This is a genomic window from Lysobacter sp. M2-1, assembly GCF_022662495.1.
Taxonomy (GTDB): domain Bacteria; phylum Pseudomonadota; class Gammaproteobacteria; order Xanthomonadales; family Xanthomonadaceae; genus JAKPBU01.
The window spans coordinates 519,882-537,534 of sequence record NZ_JAKPBU010000001.1 but is presented as its reverse complement, the minus strand read 5'-3'; the positions used below and the strand labels follow the sequence as shown (position 1 = coordinate 537,534).

Here is a 17,653-nt window from a genome sequence, read left to right as displayed (position 1 = left end):
ACATGCTAACAAGGCCGTCAACCGTAGAATTGGCGCTTTCCACGAGCCGGACGACCATGCCCGCCCCCCTGCACGTCGTGATCCTCGCCGCCGGCGAGGGCAAACGCATGAACTCGACCCAGCCCAAGGTGCTGCAGAAGATCGCGGGACGGCCGATGCTGGCACATGTCATCGAGGCCGCGCGCGCGCTCGCACCCGACGGCATTCATGTGGTCCATGGCCACGGCGGCGACGCGGTGCAAGCCGCATTCGCCGAACAGCAAGACCTGCATTGGGTCGAGCAGGCGCAGCAGCTCGGCACCGGCCATGCGCTGCAGCAGGCGATGCCGCAGGTGCCCGATGGCGCGCAGGTGCTGGTGCTGTACGGGGATGTCCCGCTGATCACGGCCGACAGCCTGCAGCGGCTGCTGGCGTCGGGCTCCCGGCTTTCGGTGCTGGTCGCCGAACTCGCCGACCCCGCCGGCTACGGCCGCATCATCCGCGATGCCGAAGGCCGGGTGGCCGCGATCGTCGAACACAAGGATGCCGACGACGAGCAGCGGCGCATCCGCACCGTGAACACAGGCATCATCGCCGCCGAGTCGACCGCGCTGAAGGGCTGGCTGGCCGCGCTCTCCAACGACAACGCGCAGGGCGAGTACTACCTGACCGATATCTTTTCGCAGGCGGCAGACGAGTACAGCGCCGCCGAAATGGTGCTGGTGGCCGATCCGATCGAAACCGAGGGCGCCAACGACCCCTGGCAGCTGGCACAACTCGAGCGCGCCTTCCAGCGCCGTGCCGTGCGCGCGTTGTGCGTAGCAGGCGCGCGCTTCGCGGACGTGACTCGCGCGGATGTGCGCGGCCGGGTCAGCGTCGGCCGGGACGTGGAATTCGACATCGATGTGATCCTGGAAGGCGAGGTCGTGCTTGGCGACGGCGTCCGGATCGGTCCGTTCACCCGGCTCAAGGACGTGCATCTGGCAGCCGGTACGCAAGTGCGGGCGCACTGCGACCTGGACGGCGCGCGCACCGAAGGTGCGGTGCAGATCGGCCCGTATGCGCGCCTGCGCCCGGGGACGGTGCTCGCCGACGGCGTGCACGTGGGCAACTTCGTCGAAACCAAGAATGCCCGGCTCGGCGTGGGCAGCAAGGCGAACCACCTGACCTACCTCGGCGACGCGGTGGTCGGTGCGGGCGTCAACATCGGGGCCGGCACCATCACCTGCAACTACGACGGCGTGAACAAGTTCGGCACGACCATCGAAGACGGCGCGTTCATCGGCTCCAATGCCGCACTGGTCGCGCCGGTCACCATCGGCAGGAATGCGACCATCGGCGCAGGCTCCACCATCACCCACGACGCGCCCGCAGACCGGCTCTCGGTGGCGCGCGCGCGACAGACCGCGATCGAAGGCTGGAACCGGCCGAAGAAGAAGTAGGTCGGGGCTACGTCACCGACGTATGTCCTCCACGACTTTCCCGAATGTCCGCGATGTCGGCCGCATACGGCCGATCTACACGTCCGGCAACACCATGCTCACGCACAGGCCTCCACCTTCGCGATTGAGCAGGGCAATGCGGCCGCCGTGCGCCTCGGCGATCTCGCGGGCCAGCGCCAGGCCTAGACCGGTGCCGTTGCGCTTGGTCGAATAGAACGGCAGCAGCGCATTCGCCAGCACCGCCTCGTTCATGCCGCTGCCGCGGTCAAGTACGTCGATCCGCCATGCGTCGGCGGCACGGCGCACGTGCAGGCGCACGTCTTGCGGGCGCGAGCCGGATTCGTGCGCATTCCGTACCAGGTTGAGCAGAGCTTGCTCCATCTGCGCGGCGTCGAAGCGCGCGACGCCATCGGCCGGCGACAGGTCGTGGGCGAATTCGACCTGGTCGCGTAGCTGGTCGACGAAGCGCCCCCATTCCACCGGTTCGGTACGTGGTGCCGGCAGTTTGGCGAAGCGCGCGTATTCGCGGATGAAGCCTTCCAGGTGGCGTGCGCGCTCTTCGATGGTCTGCAGCGCAGTCGGCAGCCGTTCGAGCTGGCCGCGTCGCAGCAGCTCCGCGCCCGAATGCGCCAGCGAGGCGATCGGCGCGAGCGAATTGTTGAGTTCGTGGCTGATCACCCGGATCACCTTCTTCCAGGTCTGCACTTCCTGGCGCCGCAGCTCCGCGGTGAGCTGGCGCAGCATCACCAGCTCGTGGCGGCGCCCGTTGAGGCGGAAACTGCGACGCGAGAGGTGGTAGATGTCTTCTTCCTCGCCCTCGCCAACGGTGAACATGCCGTCGCCACCGCGTGCGAAGGCCTCGCGCACCGCTGGGTCGGTCCGTTCCAGCAGGACGTCGAAGTCCTGGCCTTCCAGCTTGCGACCTTCGCCCAGCAGCCGGCGCGCAGCCAGGTTGGCATGCACGACGCGCCGCGACGGATCCACCAGCACCATCGACACCGGCGTGTTCTGGACCATGGTGTCGAGCAGCAGTTCGCGCTGGACCAGCGACAGGCGCTGCTCGCGCAGAGCATCGCCCAGCGCGCGATGCGCGTCGACCAGTTCGCGCAGATCGCCGTGGCCGTTCCAGGACAGGCCGAAGCTGTAGTCACCGTCGCGATAGCTGGCCACGCTGCCGGCGAGCGCGCGGAACAGCGAACGCATCGGCGCAAACGCGCGATGCACGTGCCAGGTCAACAGCGGCAACAGGACGCCCGCAGCAAGGACCACGGCCGCCCACGGCACCAGCCAGCGCTGCAAGACCAGCGTCAGCGTCGCCGCCGCCAGCATGTAAGCCGCGGCAATCAGCGCGTAGAGCAGACCCAATGGGAGTCGTGTACGCCAGCGCATGCGCGGTCAGCCCTAGCCGCGGCCGATGCCGAGCCGCTCGAGCCGCCGGTACAGCGCCTGCCGCGACAGGCCCAGGTCGGCGGCCGCTTGGGCAAGCACGCCGCCGTTGCGCGCCAGCGCGTCCTCGATCGTGGCGCGGTCCGGCTCGTCGCCGGACACCGGCGCGGCCGCGGCGACCGGAAGATGCAGATCCTGCTCGCGGATCGTGTCGCCCTGGGCCAGCAGCGCCGCGCGCTGCACGACATTGCGCAGCTCGCGCACGTTGCCGGGCCACGCGTGGCGCAACAGCGCGCGTTCGGCGCCCTCGTGCAGATGTTTGTCCGCCGGCAGGAAATGGCGCGCCAGCGGCAGTATGTCGCGTGGCCGCCGCGCCAGCGGCAGCAACCGCAGTTCGATCGCATTGAGCCGGTAGTACAGATCCTCCCGGAACGTGCCCTGCGCGATCATGGCCGCCAGGTCGGCATTGGTGGCGCTGACCACGCGGACCTTGACCGTGCGCTCGCGATTGCTGCCCAGGCGCTGGAACCGGCCGGTTTCCAGCACTCTGAGTAGCTTGACCTGGCCGGCGGCCGGCAGGGTGCCGATCTCGTCCAGGAACAAGGTGCCGCCGTCGGCGGCTTCGAACTTGCCTTCGCGCGGCTTGTTGGCTCCGGTGTAGGCGCCGGCCTCGGCGCCGAACAGTTCGGCTTCGATCAGGTCTGCCGGCAGTGCGCCGCAGTTGAGCGGCACGAACGGCCCGTTCCGCACCGCGGAATTGGCGTGGATGATCTCGGCATAACGTTCCTTGCCGGTGCCATTGGCGCCGGTGATCAGGACCGGCAGGTCCGAGCGTGCCACCTGGCAGGCGAGCATCAGCGCCGCTTCGCTGCCCGGGTCGGCATACACGATTCCGCGCAGGTCGTAGTCGCGCAGCAGCGCATCGCGGCGCTGGCGCTCTCCGGCCCGCTCGGCCATCAGGGTGCGGCGCGACTCGCCCAGTTCGAGCAGGTTGTTGACCGTGGCCAGCAGCTTGCGGTCGTCCCATGGCTTGGACAGATAGTCGGCGGCGCCGGCGCGCACCAGGTCGACCGCCGCTTCCAGATGGGTCCACGCCGTGAGCAGGATGACCGGCAGGTCGGGGTGCTCGCCACGGATCTCGTGGAACAGCGCCACGCCCTCGTCACCGGAGGTGGTATCGGCATGGAAGTTCATGTCCTGGATCACCAGGTCGATGTCGCCGCGCCGCAGTCGCGCCAATCCCTCCTCGGGCGACTGCGCGCTGGCGGTGTCGAAATCGTGCAGCGAGAACAGCGTTTCCAGTGCGGTGGCGACCGCGGGGTTGTCGTCGATGATCAGGATGGTGGGCATGGCTACCGTCGGCCGGGCCTACGCGCCCGGCGGCTCGAAGGAACATGTGCGCGCCGCGCCGGGGGCGCAGCCCCGGCGCGCACAGGTTAAACGCTGCGGGTAGCCAGCGCTGGTGGCACCGACGCCGCGCGTCGCGCGGGCCAGTACACCGCGATCTGCCCCAGCAGCCACAGCGCCACCGCGCCCACGGGCAGGTACAGCAGCGGCAGGCGCGGTAGTTCGTACTTGCCCATCAGCAGCTGATTGATGGCATATGCCAGCAGCATGCCCAGCACGATGCCGAGCGTGGCCAGCAGGAAGTTCTCGGTCTGGAAGTAGCGCAGGATCTGGGCGCGGGTGGCCCCCAGCGCACGGCGCACGCCGATCTGCTTGGTGCGCTGCTGCACCCAGAAGCTGGCCAGGCCGACGATGCCGAGCGCGGTCACGACCAGGAGCGCGATGCACACCGCCACCAGCAGCCAGGCCATCGAGCGATCCTGCCGGTAATAGGTCTCGATGACCTCGGTGAAGGGTCCCTCGCGCAGGATGATGCGGCGCGCGCTGTTGCGCTCCAGTGCCGCGACCGCGGCCTTCTGCACCTCGGCACGACGCCCGGGTTCGGTGCGCAGCGCGAAGCGGCCCATGGTGACGTTGTGCACCGGCAGCAGCATCGAATATCCGCTCTCGGCCGGTCCGCCGTTGTCGTTGGGGCGGATCAGCCGTTCGACCACGCCGACCACGCGGTGCGGCGCGTCGTTGGAGTTCCAGCTGTAGATGTTCTTGCCGATCGCGCTCTCGCCGGGGAAAAGTTTCTCGGCCACTTCGCGGGTCAGGATGGCGGCCGGTACGGTCAGCTTGGAATCGGGCTCGTTGAGCGCCTCCCAGTCCGCATACTCGTCGGGCTTGAAGTCGCGGCCTTCGACGATCCGAAGCCCGAGCGTGTGCACCAGGTTCTCGCCCAGGTAGACCGCGCTGTTGAGGTTCGGCATGGGCTGCTCGGGCTGCAGGCTGATCGAGCTGTTCCACGACGAATTGTCGAAGGGTACGTGGTTCAGGCTGGTCGCCGCCTCGACGCCGGGCAGGTTGCGCAACGCGGCGATGTCCTGCTTGACCAGCGCGCCGGCGTTCTCGTCCTCGCCGATGCCGGCGACGTTGATGCGCACCAGTTCGCTGTCGGCCATGCCGGTGGGGCGCTGCATGCGCTCCAGGCGCTGGCTGATCAGGAAGACCGCGTTGCAGATGATCGCGCACGACAGCGCGATCTCCAGCACGATCAGCGAAGCCGCGGTCTTGTGGCGGCTCAACGTGGAAAGGATGGGGCGGATGTCCATGGGCGTGTCCTGTGGGTGGGGCCTATATCCCAGGCGGTGCGAAAGTTCCGAATTGCTGGGCGTCGGGGGGCGTAGCCCCGACCTACTGCGTTTTGAGCTGGATGGCCGGCGTTACCTGCATGGCGCGCCATGCGGGCAGCAGGCCCGCCAGTACGCTGCTGACCAGCGCCAGCGCCAACGTGGTCAGCAGCATCGGCACATCCAGGTGCGCGAGTTCGGCGTAGTCGGCCGGTTGTTGACGGACAGCCCACAGGCCGAGCAGGGCCAGGCCCAGGCCGGCGATGCCACCGGCCAGACCCACGGCGCCCGATTCGATCAGGCACTGGGCGAAGATCGCGCGCCGCGATGCACCCAATGCCCTGCGCACGCCGATCTCGGACGAACGCCGCAGGAACTTGGCCAGCAGCAGGCCGACCGTGTTCACCAGGCAGACCAGCAGGAAACCGAAGGCCAGCCACATCTGCAGGCGCACGTCGCCGGGCACCGCTTCGCGCTCGTCCAGCCATTCCATGACGCTGTGCAGCCGGATGTTGGTGGGCCGCTCGAAACGTCCGGCCGCGCGTTGCTGGTTGGAATAGTTCTCCAGGTACTGGCGATAGGCCGCGACCTTTTCCGGGCTGCCGAGCTCCACCCAGTACTGGAGCCAGGTGCAGGGCGCATTGAGGCCCTGCGAGCCTTCCTCGTCGGAGCCGCTGTCGCCCCAGCAGCTCATGTTGCCCTGGCTGCCCAGGTCCAGTGCGCGCGAGGTCTGGAACGGCACGAACACCTGCTCGACTTCGGTGAAGCGGTCGTTGGTGAGATCGTAGAACTTGGGCGTCGGCCGCCATTCGTCGAGCACACCGACGATGCGGAACTGCACCCTGTTCGCCAGCAAGGTCTTGCCCACGCTGTTGCCGCCCGCGAACAGCTTGTCGTTGAGCGCGCGCGAGATGACGGCGACCCGCGCGCGTCCCTCGTCATCGGCCGCGCTCCAGCCGGAGCCGAAGCGGAAGGGCGCATCGAACATGGGGAAGAAGTCGGACGAGGTGTAGCGGGCATCGACCGAGAACGGATCAAGCTTGCCGTCCTGCGCTTCCACCGCCAGACCGCCGCCGGTCATCATCGCCTGGCGATCGCCGCGCTTGTCGCGCAGCAGCGTTTCGGCATCGAAACGCGTCATCTGTTCTTCCGGATCGTCGCCGGGGGTGAAGCCGTTCATCGAGCGCGGATCCATGCGCGGGTAGAACAGCTTGTCGCTCTTCTGCGGGATGGGATCGCCCGCCAGCACGTAGAACACGGTGAGCGTGGTCATCGCCGCGCCGATGCCCAGCGCGATCGCCAGCACCATCAATGCAGTGAGGACCTTGTTGCGCCGGAAGCTGCGCATGGCGAGGTTGAGGTAGTAGCCGAACATGGCGGGCTCCGTGGGCGCGTGGGCCGTGGTTCTGGGGGCGGAAAGCGAGTCGATCGGGTGGTCGGGCTGTACGGCGGGCGCGGCGCGTCAGGATTCGGTCGCGATCGCCGAGGACATCCGCGATTCGCGCGCGACGCGCGCCAGGCCGGGTTCCACCGACAGATCGGTGGCCATGCCGTCGACGATGTGAACGTTGCGCTGCGCGCGCGCAGCCAGCTCCGGATCGTGGGTGACCATCACGATCGTGGTGCCCTGCGCATTGATGTCCTCCAGCAGCTCCAGCACGCTGCGCGCCATCTGCGAATCCAGGTTGCCGGTGGGTTCGTCCGCGAGCAGCAGGCGTGGACTTCCAGCCAGAGCGCGTGCGATCGCAGCGCGCTGCTGCTGTCCGCCCGACAGCTCGGCCGGGAAGTGCTTCATCCGCGAGCCCAGGCCCACCAGTCCAAGCGCATCCTCGATCCGCAGCTTGCGTTCGGCCGCGGGCATGCCGCGGTAGCGCAGCGGGACGTCGCAGTTGTCGAACAGGTTGAGGTCCGGGATCAGGTTGAAGCTCTGGAAGATGAAGCCGATCTTCTGGTTGCGCAGCCGGCTGCGCGCATCGTCGGACAGGCCGCGCACGTCCGCGCCGTCGAGCAGGTAGGTTCCGCCGGTGAAGGTTTCCAGCAGGCCGGCGATGTTGAGGAACGTGGTCTTGCCCGAACCGGACGGACCGGTAACGGCGACGAACTCGCCCTCGGCCACGTGCAGATCGAGCGAACGCAGCGCATGCGTTTCGACCAGCTCGGTGCGGTAGACCTTGGCGACGGATTGCATCTGCAGCATGGGAGACTCCAGGAAGAAGGCGGGAACGCCGGCGGCGGTTCAGCCGCGGACGTGGAACAGCGTGGACAGCGGCGCGGTAGGCAGGTAGCCGCGGCGATGCGTGCGCGCGGGTGTGCGATTGGCGCTGGGCATCGCGTCGGCCGGATCGAAGGCGAAGAGCTCGAACAGGCGCAGCGGCACGGCGTCGGCGAGGTCCTGCGCGCTCCAGTGCAGCTGCGCGGGGAAGGCGAGGAAGTCTTGCTTGGATTGGACAGCCATGGTCAGTCTCCGTGGATGCGGACCCGGTCCGCGTTGTCGAACAAGTCGGTGCCCGAGACCACGATGCGGTCGCCCGCCTGCAGGCCCGAGACGATTTCCACCGACGACAGGCTGCTGGCGCCGGTGCGGATGGGGCGACGCACGGCCTGGCTGCCGTCGACGACGTAGGCGAAGCGGCCGCCGTCCTGTTCCAGGAACGGACCGCGATCGACCATCAAGACGTTGCGGCGCGTGTCGAGCACGATGCGCGCGGACAGGCGCTGGTTCTGGCGCAGGCCGGGCGGCTGCTTGCCTTCGGCGAACCGCAGGCGCGCATTGACCTCGCCATTGACCACTTCGGGCGACACCGCCGAGACCTCGGCCGCATAGGCGGTGCCGGTGCTGACGACCTGGGCCGGCATGCCGATGCCCAGATCGCGGGCGAAGCTTTCCGGCACCTTGATTTCCAGTTCGAACATGGACAGGTCGACCACGCTCATGACCGGGCCGTTGGCGACGACATTGGTGCCCTGCGCGATCTGCACCTGGCCGACCTGACCGTCGAACGGTGCGCGCACGGTCAGTTTGTCGACCTGGCGGCGCAGCTCGGCCACCACCGCTTTCTGCCGGTCGGCGAGCAGGCGCTTGTTGCGCGCGTCCAGGCCCGCGCCTTCGGACTGCAGGCGGAACTCGCGCTGCGCCGCCGAGAGACCCAGTTCGGATTTCTTCATGGTGTCTTGCGCGGCCGACAGGTCGACCTGCGGCACCGCGCCGCCATCGAACCCGCGTTGGAAGCGCTGCAGGTCGCGTTCCGCAGCGGTGCGGTCGATCTGCGCCTGGTCGAGCAGCTTGCGTGCATTCGAACGCGACAGCTGCGCATCGAGCAGCGCTCGGCTGGCCTCGGCTTCCATGCTTGCGAGGGTGGATTCCTCCTGCACCAGCTTGCTGCGCAGTTCTGGGCTGTCGATCACCGCCAGCGCCTGGCCCTTCCTGACCCGGTCGCCGGCCACCACCTTCAGCGCGACTGTACCGGCGGCGATCGCGTACAGGGTCGGGCTGTTGGCCGCGATCAGGCGGCCGTCCGCCGACAGGTCGCGCACCAGGTCGCCGCGCTTCACCTCGGCAACGCGCAGGCGCTCGGCATCGAAGGAGCGACCGCCGCTTGCCCAGCCGCTGACCACCCATGCAAGCAGCGCCAGCAGCAGCGCCCCGCCGATGGCGCCGGCCAACCAGGCCTTGCGCTGGCGGCTGGCACGCGGCGCGGCCAGTACCGTGTCCTGGCCGGCGGTGTCGCGGATGCGGGCGCGTTGTTCCATGCGATGCGGGCTCTGCTGGGGATTACCCAGGTACAAAGCAATCGGCGTGCCAATCGCAACAGATTGATTTATATGGAAAATAATCCGGAACGAAGTGTCCGTCCGGACGGTCGGAGCGTCCGCGCGGACGCTGTTGCCGGGTTTCGCCGTTTACACTGCAAACGACAAACAAAGGGCTTCTTCCATGTGCGGCATCGTCGGCGCGATCGCGAATCGCGATGTGGTTCCCGTCCTGATCGAGGGCCTGAAACGGCTCGAATACCGGGGCTACGATTCGGCGGGCATCGCCATCGTCGATGCCGGGGCCGCGGATGGTCCCGACGTGCGCCGCGTGCGCCGCACTGGCCGCGTTTCCGAAATGGAAGCGGCGGCAACCAGCGAGGCATTTCACTCCAGCCTCGGCATCGGCCACACCCGATGGGCGACCCACGGCGGGGTGACCGAAGGCAATGCGCACCCGCACATCAGCCACGGTGTGGCGCTGGTGCACAACGGCATCATCGAGAACCACGAGCAGCAGCGCGAACGCCTGCGCGCGCTGGGTTACGCATTCGAGTCGCAGACCGATACCGAGGTCATCGCGCATCTGATCCACCATCACCTGCAGCAGGGCAACGACCTGCTGGCGGCGCTGCAGAAGACCGTGAAGGAACTCCATGGCGCTTACGCGCTGGCCGTGGTCAGCCGCAAGGAGCCCGGACGCATGGTCTGCGCGCGCATGGGCTGTCCGCTGCTCATCGGCCTGGGCGATGGCGAGAACTTCGTGGCTTCGGACGTGTCGGCGATCGTGCAGGCCACGCGCCGGGTGATCTTCCTCGAGGAAGGCGACACTGCCGAAGTCACGCGCGAAGCGGTACGCGTCTTCGGTGCCGACGACCAGCCGGTCGAGCGCGAAGTGCATGTCTCGGACGTGTCGCTGGCATCGCTGGAGCTGGGGCCGTACCGGCACTTCATGCAGAAGGAGATCCACGAACAGCCGCGCGCGATCGGCGACACGATCGAGGCGATTGCCGACCGCAACGCATTCGACCCCGCGCTGTTCGGAGCCGACGCGGAATCGGTGTTCGACGGCATCGAGGCGATCCAGATCCTCGCCTGCGGCACGAGCTACTACGCCGGCCTGACCGCGCGTTACTGGATCGAGGCCCTGTGCGGGATCCCGTGCGCGGTGGACATCGCCAGCGAGTACCGCTACCGCGAAGTCGTCGCCAACCCCAACCAGCTGGTCGTCACCATTTCCCAGTCGGGCGAGACGCTCGACACGATGGAGGCGCTGAAGTACGCCAAGGCGCTGGGCCATGCGCGCACGCTATCGATCTGCAACGTGCCAGAGAGCGCGATTCCGCGCGCCAGCAAGCTGGTGTTCTACACCCGCGCCGGCGCCGAGATCGGCGTGGCGTCGACCAAGGCCTTCACCACCCAGCTGGTGGCGCTGTTCGCGCTGGCCGGCACCGTGGCCAAGCTGCGCGGGCGGCTGGACGATGCGAAGGAAACCGAACTGATCGAGGCGCTGCGGCACCTGCCCGGCAGCGTCCAGCACGCGCTCAACCTGGAGCCGCAGATCATCGCCTGGTCCGAGCGATTCGCGCCCAAGCAGCATGCCCTGTTCCTGGGCCGCGGTGTGCACTACCCGATCGCGCTCGAAGGCGCGCTCAAGCTCAAGGAGATCTCCTACATCCATGCCGAGGCCTACCCCGCCGGGGAGCTCAAGCATGGGCCGCTGGCACTGGTCGACAGCGACATGCCGGTGGTGGTGATCGCGCCCAACGACGCGCTGCTGGAAAAGGTCAAATCCAACATCCAGGAAGTGCGCGCGCGCGGCGGCGAGATGTACGTGTTCGCCGATGCCGACAGCCATTTCAGCGAATCCGAAGGCGTGCATGTGATCCGCACCCCGCGCCACGTCGGCATCCTCAGCCCGATCGTGCACGCGATCCCGGTGCAGCTGCTCGCCTACCACGCCGCGCTGGCGCGTGGCACCGACGTCGACAAGCCCCGTAACCTGGCCAAGTCGGTGACCGTGGAGTGACCTGCGCGGCGGGCTAAACTGGCGTGCACCTCACGCCAGGAGCCCTGCATGTCCACTTCGGTCGCCGGATTGATCGACGCGTACGACCCGACCCTGCCGCTGGCCGAAGCGAGCACGATCCCGGCCTCCTGGTACGTGGATCCGCGGATCCACGCGCTGGAGAAGCAGACCACCTTCGCCCGCACCTGGCAGTTTGCCGCGCGTGCGGACCAGGTCCGTGCGCCGGGCGACTATGCCACCTGCGAGATCGCCGGCGAACCGATCCTGGTGGTGCGCGGCGAGGACGGGGTGCTGCGCGGCTTCTTCAACGTCTGCCGGCACCATGCCGCCGCGGTCATGACCGCCGAGCAGGGCTGCGCGAAGAACCTGCGTTGTCCCTATCACGGCTGGACCTACACCCTGGAGGGTGCGCTCAAGGGCACGCCCGGATTCCTCGAAGAGTGCCATTTCGACCGCGCCGGTCACGGCCTGGTGCCGGTGGATGTCGAGGAATGGGAACAGTGGGTGTTCGTGCGGCTGGAGCGCGGCGGCCCGTCGCTGGCGGAGTACTTCGGCGAGACGGTGATGGCCGAGCTGCGCGCGCTGCGGCTGGACACGCTGCACTGGTTCGAGCGCCGTCACTACATCTTCGACTGCAACTGGAAGGTGTTCGTCGATAACTACCTCGACGGCGGCTACCACGTCCCGCACCTGCACAAGGGGCTGAACAGCGTGCTGGACTTCAAGCGCTACACCATCGAGAACGGTCCGCGCCATTGCCTGCAGTCGAGCCCGGTGGTGCAGGGCGACGATGCGACGTTCTCCGCGGTCCGCGGCGGCGATCGCGCGCTGTACTACTGGTTCCACCCCAACTTCATGCTCAACTGGTACGAGGGCAAGCTCGATACCAACATCGTGCGCCCGCTCGGCGTGGACCGGACCGAGGTGATCTTCGACTTCTGGTTCGCCGACGTGTCCGAGGCTGCACGCGGGCAGAACCTGGCGAGCATCGCGGTCGGCGACGTGGTCCAGGACGAGGACATGGCGATCTGCCATTCGGTGCAGCGCGGTCTGCGCTCGCGCGCGTATTCGACCGGTCGCCTGTCCGCGCGACGCGAAGCCGGCGAGCATCTGTTCCACCGCCTGCTGCACGCGGATCTGTCCGCGGGAGCGTGACAGTGTCGCCGGAGCGGCCTCCGGTGCGAATGCTTTGGGTGGTTTTGCGGGAAGGCGATCGCGAGCAAGCTCGCTCCCACGGGGCCGACTCAGTGATCCTGCGCGTCCGGCTCGTCGAAGAAGGCAGGCATCGGGGCCTCATCCTGCTCCATATGCGTGGTCGTGACCGGACCGGCCGCCGGGCGTCCGCGTGGCGGCGGCAGCAGGGCGATCGCCGCCTCGGCTTCGGCCACCAGCTGTTCGCGCCGCGCGTGCGGCACCTCCTGCCAATGGCAGTCGAGCAGGGCGCCTTCCAGCGCATAGAGCAGGTTCATGCTGGGCTTGAAGCCGGCGCGCTTCACGCGCATGAATGCATCCACGGTGCCGGCCGCCTCCAGGTCCGCACGCGTGCGCAGACCGACCTGGCGCAGCCAGGCGGCGCTCTTGGGTCCCACATTGCGGAGCTTGTCGGCGGTGGAAGTCATGGCAATGACTGTATCAACGCAAAGGCGAGCGCTTCGAGGCCAGCCTGGTCGTCGGCATCGAAGCGTGCATGCTTCGGACTGTCGAGATCGAACACGCCGAGCAGGCTGCCGTCGGCCGCGACCAGCGGCACGACCAGCTCGGAATTGGACGCCGAGTCGCAGGCGATGTGTCCCGGGAATGCGTGCACATCGTCGATACGCTGGGTCTGCCGCGTACTCGCGGCTGCCCCGCAGACGCCCTTGTCCAGCGGGATACGCACGCAGGCCGGCAGCCCCTGGAACGGACCGACCACCAGCTCGACACCATCGAAGAAATAGAACCCGACCCAGTTGAGATCCGGGAGCGCATGGTAGACCAGGGCTGCCAGGTTGGCGGCGTTGGCGACCCGGTCGGATTCGCCGGCCATCAGCGCGCGCGCCTGCTGCAACAACTGGGCGTACTGCTCGGCCTTGTTGCCGGTAAGCGAGGAAGCAGTGAACATGGACGAAGTGTAGGCGATGCGGATGTTCCGTACTGGGGGCAGGGTGCCTGGCGATCAAGCAAAGCGGTATGAACACGGTCTCCGGTTGTGTGGACGCCCGTTCATGCGCGCCGTCGGCATGCCCGGTGCGGCATTGCCGTGTCCGCCGCCGCGGCTTGCGATCATCCATGGCCTCCCGCCGATGCGGAGCCGGGCGGCGCCGTCGGCCGCTGCGTCGCGGCCGCAATGAACCAGGGCTTGTACGTCACCGGTACCGACACCGGCATCGGCAAGACCGTCGCGAGCTGCGCACTGCTGCATGCGCTGCGCGCGCAAGGCCGGACCGCCGTGGGCATGAAGCCGGTCGCCAGCGGCTGCGAGCGGGTCGGCGGCGCGTGGCGCAATGCCGATGCGCTGGCGCTGATCGAAGCGGGTTCTGAGCGCTTCGATTATTCCTTGCACAATCCCTACGCGTTGCCGGCTGCGACCGCACCACAGTTGGCCGCGCGCGATGCGGCGATGACGGTCACGCTTGCGCCGATCCTCGAAGCGTATCGCCGGATTGCCGCACAAGCCGACAACGTGGTGGTGGAGGGCGTGGGTGGCTGGGCCGCGCCGCTCGCCGATGGCCTGGACCAGGCCGAGCTGGTGCGTGCGCTCGCGCTGCCGGTCGTGCTGGTGGTCGGGCTGCGGCTGGGCTGTCTGAGTCACGCGCGGCTCAGCGCGCGGGCGATCGAAGGCGACGGTTGTCGGTTGGTGGGATGGATCGGCAGCGCGGTCGATCCGGCGTTCGATCGCGCGGACGAGTATGTCCACCTGTTGGAGGATGCGTTGCCGGTTCCGTGCATGGGCATGCTGCCGCATGGCGCCAACGCCGTGCGGCTGGCATCTCACCTCGACGTATCGCTGCTGTTGTAGGAACGCCGCTTCGGCGCGACAGAGACGTCCCGGAGGCCATGGTCGCGCCGAAGCGGCGCTCCTACAAAGGCCGTTCGTCCAGCAGACTGGTTCTCGCCCCAGAACAGAACGGGCGCATTGCTGCGCCCGTTCGTATCCCGCGGATTGGTTCGGACCCTCAGCCGTGCTGTGGTTCCGGCGGCGGCAGGTGGCCCGCCTCCGCCTCGGCCGCCTTTTCGTGATCGCGATCGTGGGCGTGGTCGCGCGCCAGGTAGAGGTAGAAGGCCGGCAGCACGAACAGGGTGAACATCGTGCCGATGGTCATGCCCGAGGCGATCACCGTCCCCATCGAGAAGCGCGACGCAGCGCCCGGACCCTTGGCGATCAACAGCGGAATCATCGCGAACACCAGCGCTGCTGTGGTCATCAGCACCGGGCGCAGGCGGATGGCGGTCGCTTCCTCGATCGCCTCGCGCTTGCTCAGGCCCTGCTCGATCTGCAGCTTGTTCGCAAACTCCACGATCAGGATGCCGTGCTTGGAGATCACGCCCACCAGGGTCACCAGGCCGACCTGGGTGTAGATGTTGATGCTCATGCCGGGGAAGGCCTCGATCCCGCTCATGCCCAGGATGCCGCTGAGGATCGCCAGGATGTTGAGCGTGAGCAGGGCGCCGCAGATCGCCATCGGAACGGTCAGCAGCATGATCAGCGCATCGCGGAAGCTCTCGAACTGGGCGGAGAGGACCAGGAAGATCACCAGCAGCGCCAGGCCCAGGGTCACCAGCATGGCCGAGCCTTCCTGCTTGAACTGGCGCGATTCGCCGGCGTAGTCCACGGTGAACCCCTGCGGCAGCACTTCCTTCGCCGCCTGGTCCAGGATCTCCAGCGCCTGGCCCTTGCTCACGCCCGGACGCGGAGCGAACGTGATCGACACCGCGTTGAGCTGCTGGAAGCGCTTGAGCGACTGCGGCTGCGCGCTCTCCTTGAGCGTGACGATCGTCGAAAGCGGGATCAGCTCGCCGTCGCGGGTGCGGGTGTAGTAGTTCTCAAGCGCGCTGGCGTTGAGCCGGTCGCTGCGCTGCACCTGCGGGATCACCAGGTAGGACCGGTTCTGCATCGCGAAGCGGTTGGTATAGCCGCCCGACAGCATCGCTGCCATGTCGGCGGACAGGGTGCGCATGTCGATGCCGAGCGAAGCCGCCTTGTCGCGATCGATGTTCACCTCGATCCGTGGCTTGTCGATCTTCAGGTCCTTGTCCAGGAAGATGAAGCGCTTGCTTTCCATCGCCTTGGCCAGGATCGCATCGGCCAGCTCGCTGAGCTGGCTCAGCTCACCCACGCCGCCGATGATGAACTCGCCGCCGCCGTCGCCGCCGGCGCTGGGCAGCGAAGGCGGCACCAGCGCGAACACGTTCAGTCCGGTGACCTGCGACATCTGCGGCTGCAGCTTCTGCTCCAGCACCGCCTTGGTCGACATGTCGCGCTCGCTCCAGGGCTTGAGCACGAAACCGGCCATGGCGCTGGGGCTGGCCCCGCCGCCGCTGCCGCCGAAGCCGCCGTTGAACAGGAAGTAGTCCTGGACCTCGGGGACGGTCTTGGCGAGCTTGGTGATTTCCTCGGTGTAGCGTTCGACGTAGTCGAGCGTGGAGTACGGGTCGGCGCTGCCGATCGAGAAGATGAAGCCCTCGTCCTCAAGCGGCGCGGGCTCCTTGGGCGCGGTCATGTACAGGAACGCGCAGCTGACCAGCACGATCGCACCGAACACGGCGATCACCGATTTGGTTTCCAGCGCGCCGTGGAGCTTGCGCTGGTAGCCGTGGCGCAGCCAGTCGAACTTCTCGTCCAGCCACGCCTCGAGCCTGCCCTTTCCGCCTTCGCCATGCGGCTTGAGGATCTTGGCGCTCATCATCGGCGACAGGGTCAGCGCGATCACGCCCGACAGCAGCACGCTCCCGGCCAGGGTGAAGGCGAACTCGGTGAACAGGATGCCGGTCAGGCCGCCCTGGAAGCCGATCGGCAGATACACCGCCACCAGCGTCGTGGTCATCGCCACCACCGGCCAGGCGAGCTCGCGCGCGCCCTTGATCGCGGCGTCGTAGGGCTTCATGCCCTCCTCGATGTGGCGATGGATGTTCTCGAGCACGATGATCGCATCGTCCACCACGATGCCGATCGCCAGCACCATCGCCAGCAGGGTCAGCAGGTTGATGGTGAAGCCCATCAGCAGCATCAGGAACAGCGAGCCGATCAGCGACAGCGGCACGGTCACCGCCGGGATCAGCACGCTGCGCAGCGAGCCCAGGAACAGGAAGATCACCACGATCACGATGATCACCGCTTCCACGATCGTGGTGATCACTTCGTTGATCGCGTCCTGGATCGCCTCGGTGCTGTCGTAGGGAATCGTGCCCTTGATGCCCTGCGGCAGCTGCGGCACGATCTGGTCGTCCCACAGCTTGCGCACGTTCTTGATCACGTCGAGCGAGTTGGCGTCGGGCGCGACGAAGATGCCCACGAACGTCGCGGCCTCGCCGTTGATGCGCACCGAGGTGCCGTAGGTTTCCGAACCCAGGACCACGTCGGCCACGTCGCCCAGGCGCACGATCGCGCCGTCCTGCTCGCGGATCACCAGCTTGCGGAATTCCTCGGCGGTGCGCAGGTCGGTGCGCGCGGTCATGTCGATGGCGACCATCTGGCCCTTGGTCGAACCCACGGCCGAGAGCACATTGTTGGACTGCAGCGCGTTGTTCACGTCGCTGGCGGTCACCTTGAGCGCGGTCATGCGGTCGGGTTTCAGCCACACGCGCATCGCGAACGTGCCCGCGCCGAGGATGTCGGCGCGCTGCACGCCCGGCACGGTGACCAGCTTGGGCTGGATCACCCGGGTCAGGTAATCGGTGATCTGGTTGTTGTCGAGGGTGTCGCTGGCGAAGGACAGATACATCGCGCCGATCTGCTGGCCCTGCTGCAGGTCGATCACCGGATCCTCCGACTCCGGCGGTAGCTGGCCGCGCATCTTGTTGACCTTGGCCGCGATCTGGGTGAGCGCTTCGTTCGGATCCTGGTCCAGGCGGATGTAGGCCTGAATCGAGCTCACGCCCGCCGAGCTGGTCGAGCTCATGTACTCGATGCCCTCGGCACTGGCGATCTCGCGTTCCAGCGGCGTGGTGATGAAGCCCTGGATCAGGTCCGCGTCGGCGCCGTAGTACACGGTGCTGATGTTGACCACCGCGTTGCGCAGCTCCGGGTACTGGCGCACGTTGAGCTCGGTGAACGCGCGCATCCCGAAGATCAGGATGAACAGGCTGACGACGATCGCCAGCACTGGCTTGTTGATGAAGATGTCGGTGAATTTCATCGTGCGACTCGCTCCCACCGCCGCTGGCGGCGGTGGGCCGGGTGGGGGAAGGGC

General features: G+C 67.5%; 14 protein-coding genes. 4 read left to right on the top strand and 10 right to left on the bottom strand.

Features of this window, described 5'->3' with window-relative positions:
* Nucleotides 1–56 precede the first annotated feature (56 nt).
* Complete coding sequence (gene glmU / locus MC375_RS02355; protein ID WP_242101670.1) at nucleotides 57–1,421, top strand: bifunctional UDP-N-acetylglucosamine diphosphorylase/glucosamine-1-phosphate N-acetyltransferase GlmU; 1,365 nt, start codon at nucleotides 57–59, stop codon at nucleotides 1,419–1,421.
* A gap of 75 nt (nucleotides 1,422–1,496) precedes the next feature.
* Here the strand turns inward: glmU and MC375_RS02350 are convergent, their stop codons facing one another.
* The 7 genes from MC375_RS02350 to MC375_RS02320 all read right to left on the bottom strand — a co-directional run bounded on the left by MC375_RS02350 (nucleotide 1,497) and on the right by MC375_RS02320 (nucleotide 9,235).
* Nucleotides 1,497–2,810: an ATP-binding protein gene (locus MC375_RS02350; protein ID WP_242101669.1), complete on the bottom strand. Its 1,314-nt coding sequence runs from the start codon at nucleotides 2,808–2,810 to the stop codon at nucleotides 1,497–1,499.
* Between the two features lie 12 nt (nucleotides 2,811–2,822).
* Nucleotides 2,823–4,157: a sigma-54 dependent transcriptional regulator gene (locus MC375_RS02345; RefSeq protein WP_242101668.1), complete on the bottom strand. Its 1,335-nt coding sequence runs from the start codon at nucleotides 4,155–4,157 to the stop codon at nucleotides 2,823–2,825.
* Between the two features lie 86 nt (nucleotides 4,158–4,243).
* The gene (locus tag MC375_RS02340; protein WP_242101667.1) at nucleotides 4,244–5,467 is read right to left on the bottom strand and encodes an FtsX-like permease family protein; all 1,224 of its coding nucleotides are present in this window, start codon (nucleotides 5,465–5,467) and stop codon (nucleotides 4,244–4,246) included.
* Nucleotides 5,468–5,549: 82 nt separating this feature from the next.
* On the bottom strand, nucleotides 5,550–6,860 hold the full coding sequence (locus MC375_RS02335; protein ID WP_242101666.1) for an ABC transporter permease: 1,311 nt from the start codon (nucleotides 6,858–6,860) through the stop codon (nucleotides 5,550–5,552).
* 87 nt (nucleotides 6,861–6,947) lie between these two features.
* The gene (locus MC375_RS02330; RefSeq protein ID WP_242101665.1) at nucleotides 6,948–7,682 is read right to left on the bottom strand and encodes an ABC transporter ATP-binding protein; all 735 of its coding nucleotides are present in this window, start codon (nucleotides 7,680–7,682) and stop codon (nucleotides 6,948–6,950) included.
* A 39-nt stretch (nucleotides 7,683–7,721) separates the two neighbouring features.
* On the bottom strand, nucleotides 7,722–7,940 hold the full coding sequence (locus MC375_RS02325; protein ID WP_242101664.1) for a hypothetical protein: 219 nt from the start codon (nucleotides 7,938–7,940) through the stop codon (nucleotides 7,722–7,724).
* A 2-nt stretch (nucleotides 7,941–7,942) separates the two neighbouring features.
* Entirely contained in the window at nucleotides 7,943–9,235 is a 1,293-nt protein-coding gene (locus MC375_RS02320; protein ID WP_242101663.1) for an efflux RND transporter periplasmic adaptor subunit, read from the bottom strand.
* Nucleotides 9,236–9,419: 184 nt separating this feature from the next.
* Between MC375_RS02320 and glmS the strand changes: the two genes are divergently transcribed.
* The gene (gene glmS / locus MC375_RS02315; protein ID WP_242101662.1) at nucleotides 9,420–11,264 is read left to right on the top strand and encodes a glutamine--fructose-6-phosphate transaminase (isomerizing); all 1,845 of its coding nucleotides are present in this window, start codon (nucleotides 9,420–9,422) and stop codon (nucleotides 11,262–11,264) included.
* A 48-nt stretch (nucleotides 11,265–11,312) separates the two neighbouring features.
* Nucleotides 11,313–12,419: an aromatic ring-hydroxylating dioxygenase subunit alpha gene (locus MC375_RS02310; protein ID WP_242101661.1), complete on the top strand. Its 1,107-nt coding sequence runs from the start codon at nucleotides 11,313–11,315 to the stop codon at nucleotides 12,417–12,419.
* A gap of 89 nt (nucleotides 12,420–12,508) precedes the next feature.
* Here the strand turns inward: MC375_RS02310 and MC375_RS02305 are convergent, their stop codons facing one another.
* Nucleotides 12,509–12,883: a TfoX/Sxy family protein gene (locus MC375_RS02305; RefSeq protein ID WP_242101660.1), complete on the bottom strand. Its 375-nt coding sequence runs from the start codon at nucleotides 12,881–12,883 to the stop codon at nucleotides 12,509–12,511.
* On the bottom strand, nucleotides 12,880–13,365 hold the full coding sequence (locus tag MC375_RS02300) for a GAF domain-containing protein (RefSeq protein WP_242101659.1): 486 nt from the start codon (nucleotides 13,363–13,365) through the stop codon (nucleotides 12,880–12,882). Before MC375_RS02300 ends, MC375_RS02305 begins: the two co-directional genes overlap by 4 nt.
* Nucleotides 13,366–13,590: 225 nt before the next feature.
* On the opposite strand from MC375_RS02300, the gene bioD reads away from it, so the two are divergent.
* The gene (gene bioD, locus MC375_RS02295) at nucleotides 13,591–14,262 is read left to right on the top strand and encodes a dethiobiotin synthase (protein ID WP_242101658.1); all 672 of its coding nucleotides are present in this window, start codon (nucleotides 13,591–13,593) and stop codon (nucleotides 14,260–14,262) included.
* A gap of 157 nt (nucleotides 14,263–14,419) precedes the next feature.
* On the opposite strand, the gene MC375_RS02290 is transcribed toward bioD, so the two are convergent.
* Nucleotides 14,420–17,599, bottom strand: coding sequence for an efflux RND transporter permease subunit (locus MC375_RS02290; RefSeq protein ID WP_242101657.1), 3,180 nt, complete (start codon nucleotides 17,597–17,599; stop codon nucleotides 14,420–14,422).
* Nucleotides 17,600–17,653 lie beyond the last annotated feature (54 nt).

Coding starts and splice junctions, on each gene's coding strand:
- glmU (WP_242101670.1), top strand. CDS start 57: ATGCCCGCCCCCCTGCACGTCGTGATCCTCGCCGCCGGCGAGGGCAAA.
- MC375_RS02350 (WP_242101669.1), bottom strand. CDS start 2,810: ATGCGCTGGCGTACACGACTCCCATTGGGTCTGCTCTACGCGCTGATT.
- MC375_RS02345 (WP_242101668.1), bottom strand. CDS start 4,157: ATGCCCACCATCCTGATCATCGACGACAACCCCGCGGTCGCCACCGCA.
- MC375_RS02340 (WP_242101667.1), bottom strand. CDS start 5,467: ATGGACATCCGCCCCATCCTTTCCACGTTGAGCCGCCACAAGACCGCG.
- MC375_RS02335 (WP_242101666.1), bottom strand. CDS start 6,860: ATGTTCGGCTACTACCTCAACCTCGCCATGCGCAGCTTCCGGCGCAAC.
- MC375_RS02330 (WP_242101665.1), bottom strand. CDS start 7,682: ATGCTGCAGATGCAATCCGTCGCCAAGGTCTACCGCACCGAGCTGGTC.
- MC375_RS02325 (WP_242101664.1), bottom strand. CDS start 7,940: ATGGCTGTCCAATCCAAGCAAGACTTCCTCGCCTTCCCCGCGCAGCTG.
- MC375_RS02320 (WP_242101663.1), bottom strand. CDS start 9,235: ATGGAACAACGCGCCCGCATCCGCGACACCGCCGGCCAGGACACGGTA.
- glmS (WP_242101662.1), top strand. CDS start 9,420: ATGTGCGGCATCGTCGGCGCGATCGCGAATCGCGATGTGGTTCCCGTC.
- MC375_RS02310 (WP_242101661.1), top strand. CDS start 11,313: ATGTCCACTTCGGTCGCCGGATTGATCGACGCGTACGACCCGACCCTG.
- MC375_RS02305 (WP_242101660.1), bottom strand. CDS start 12,883: ATGACTTCCACCGCCGACAAGCTCCGCAATGTGGGACCCAAGAGCGCC.
- MC375_RS02300 (WP_242101659.1), bottom strand. CDS start 13,365: ATGTTCACTGCTTCCTCGCTTACCGGCAACAAGGCCGAGCAGTACGCC.
- bioD (WP_242101658.1), top strand. CDS start 13,591: ATGAACCAGGGCTTGTACGTCACCGGTACCGACACCGGCATCGGCAAG.
- MC375_RS02290 (WP_242101657.1), bottom strand. CDS start 17,599: ATGAAATTCACCGACATCTTCATCAACAAGCCAGTGCTGGCGATCGTC.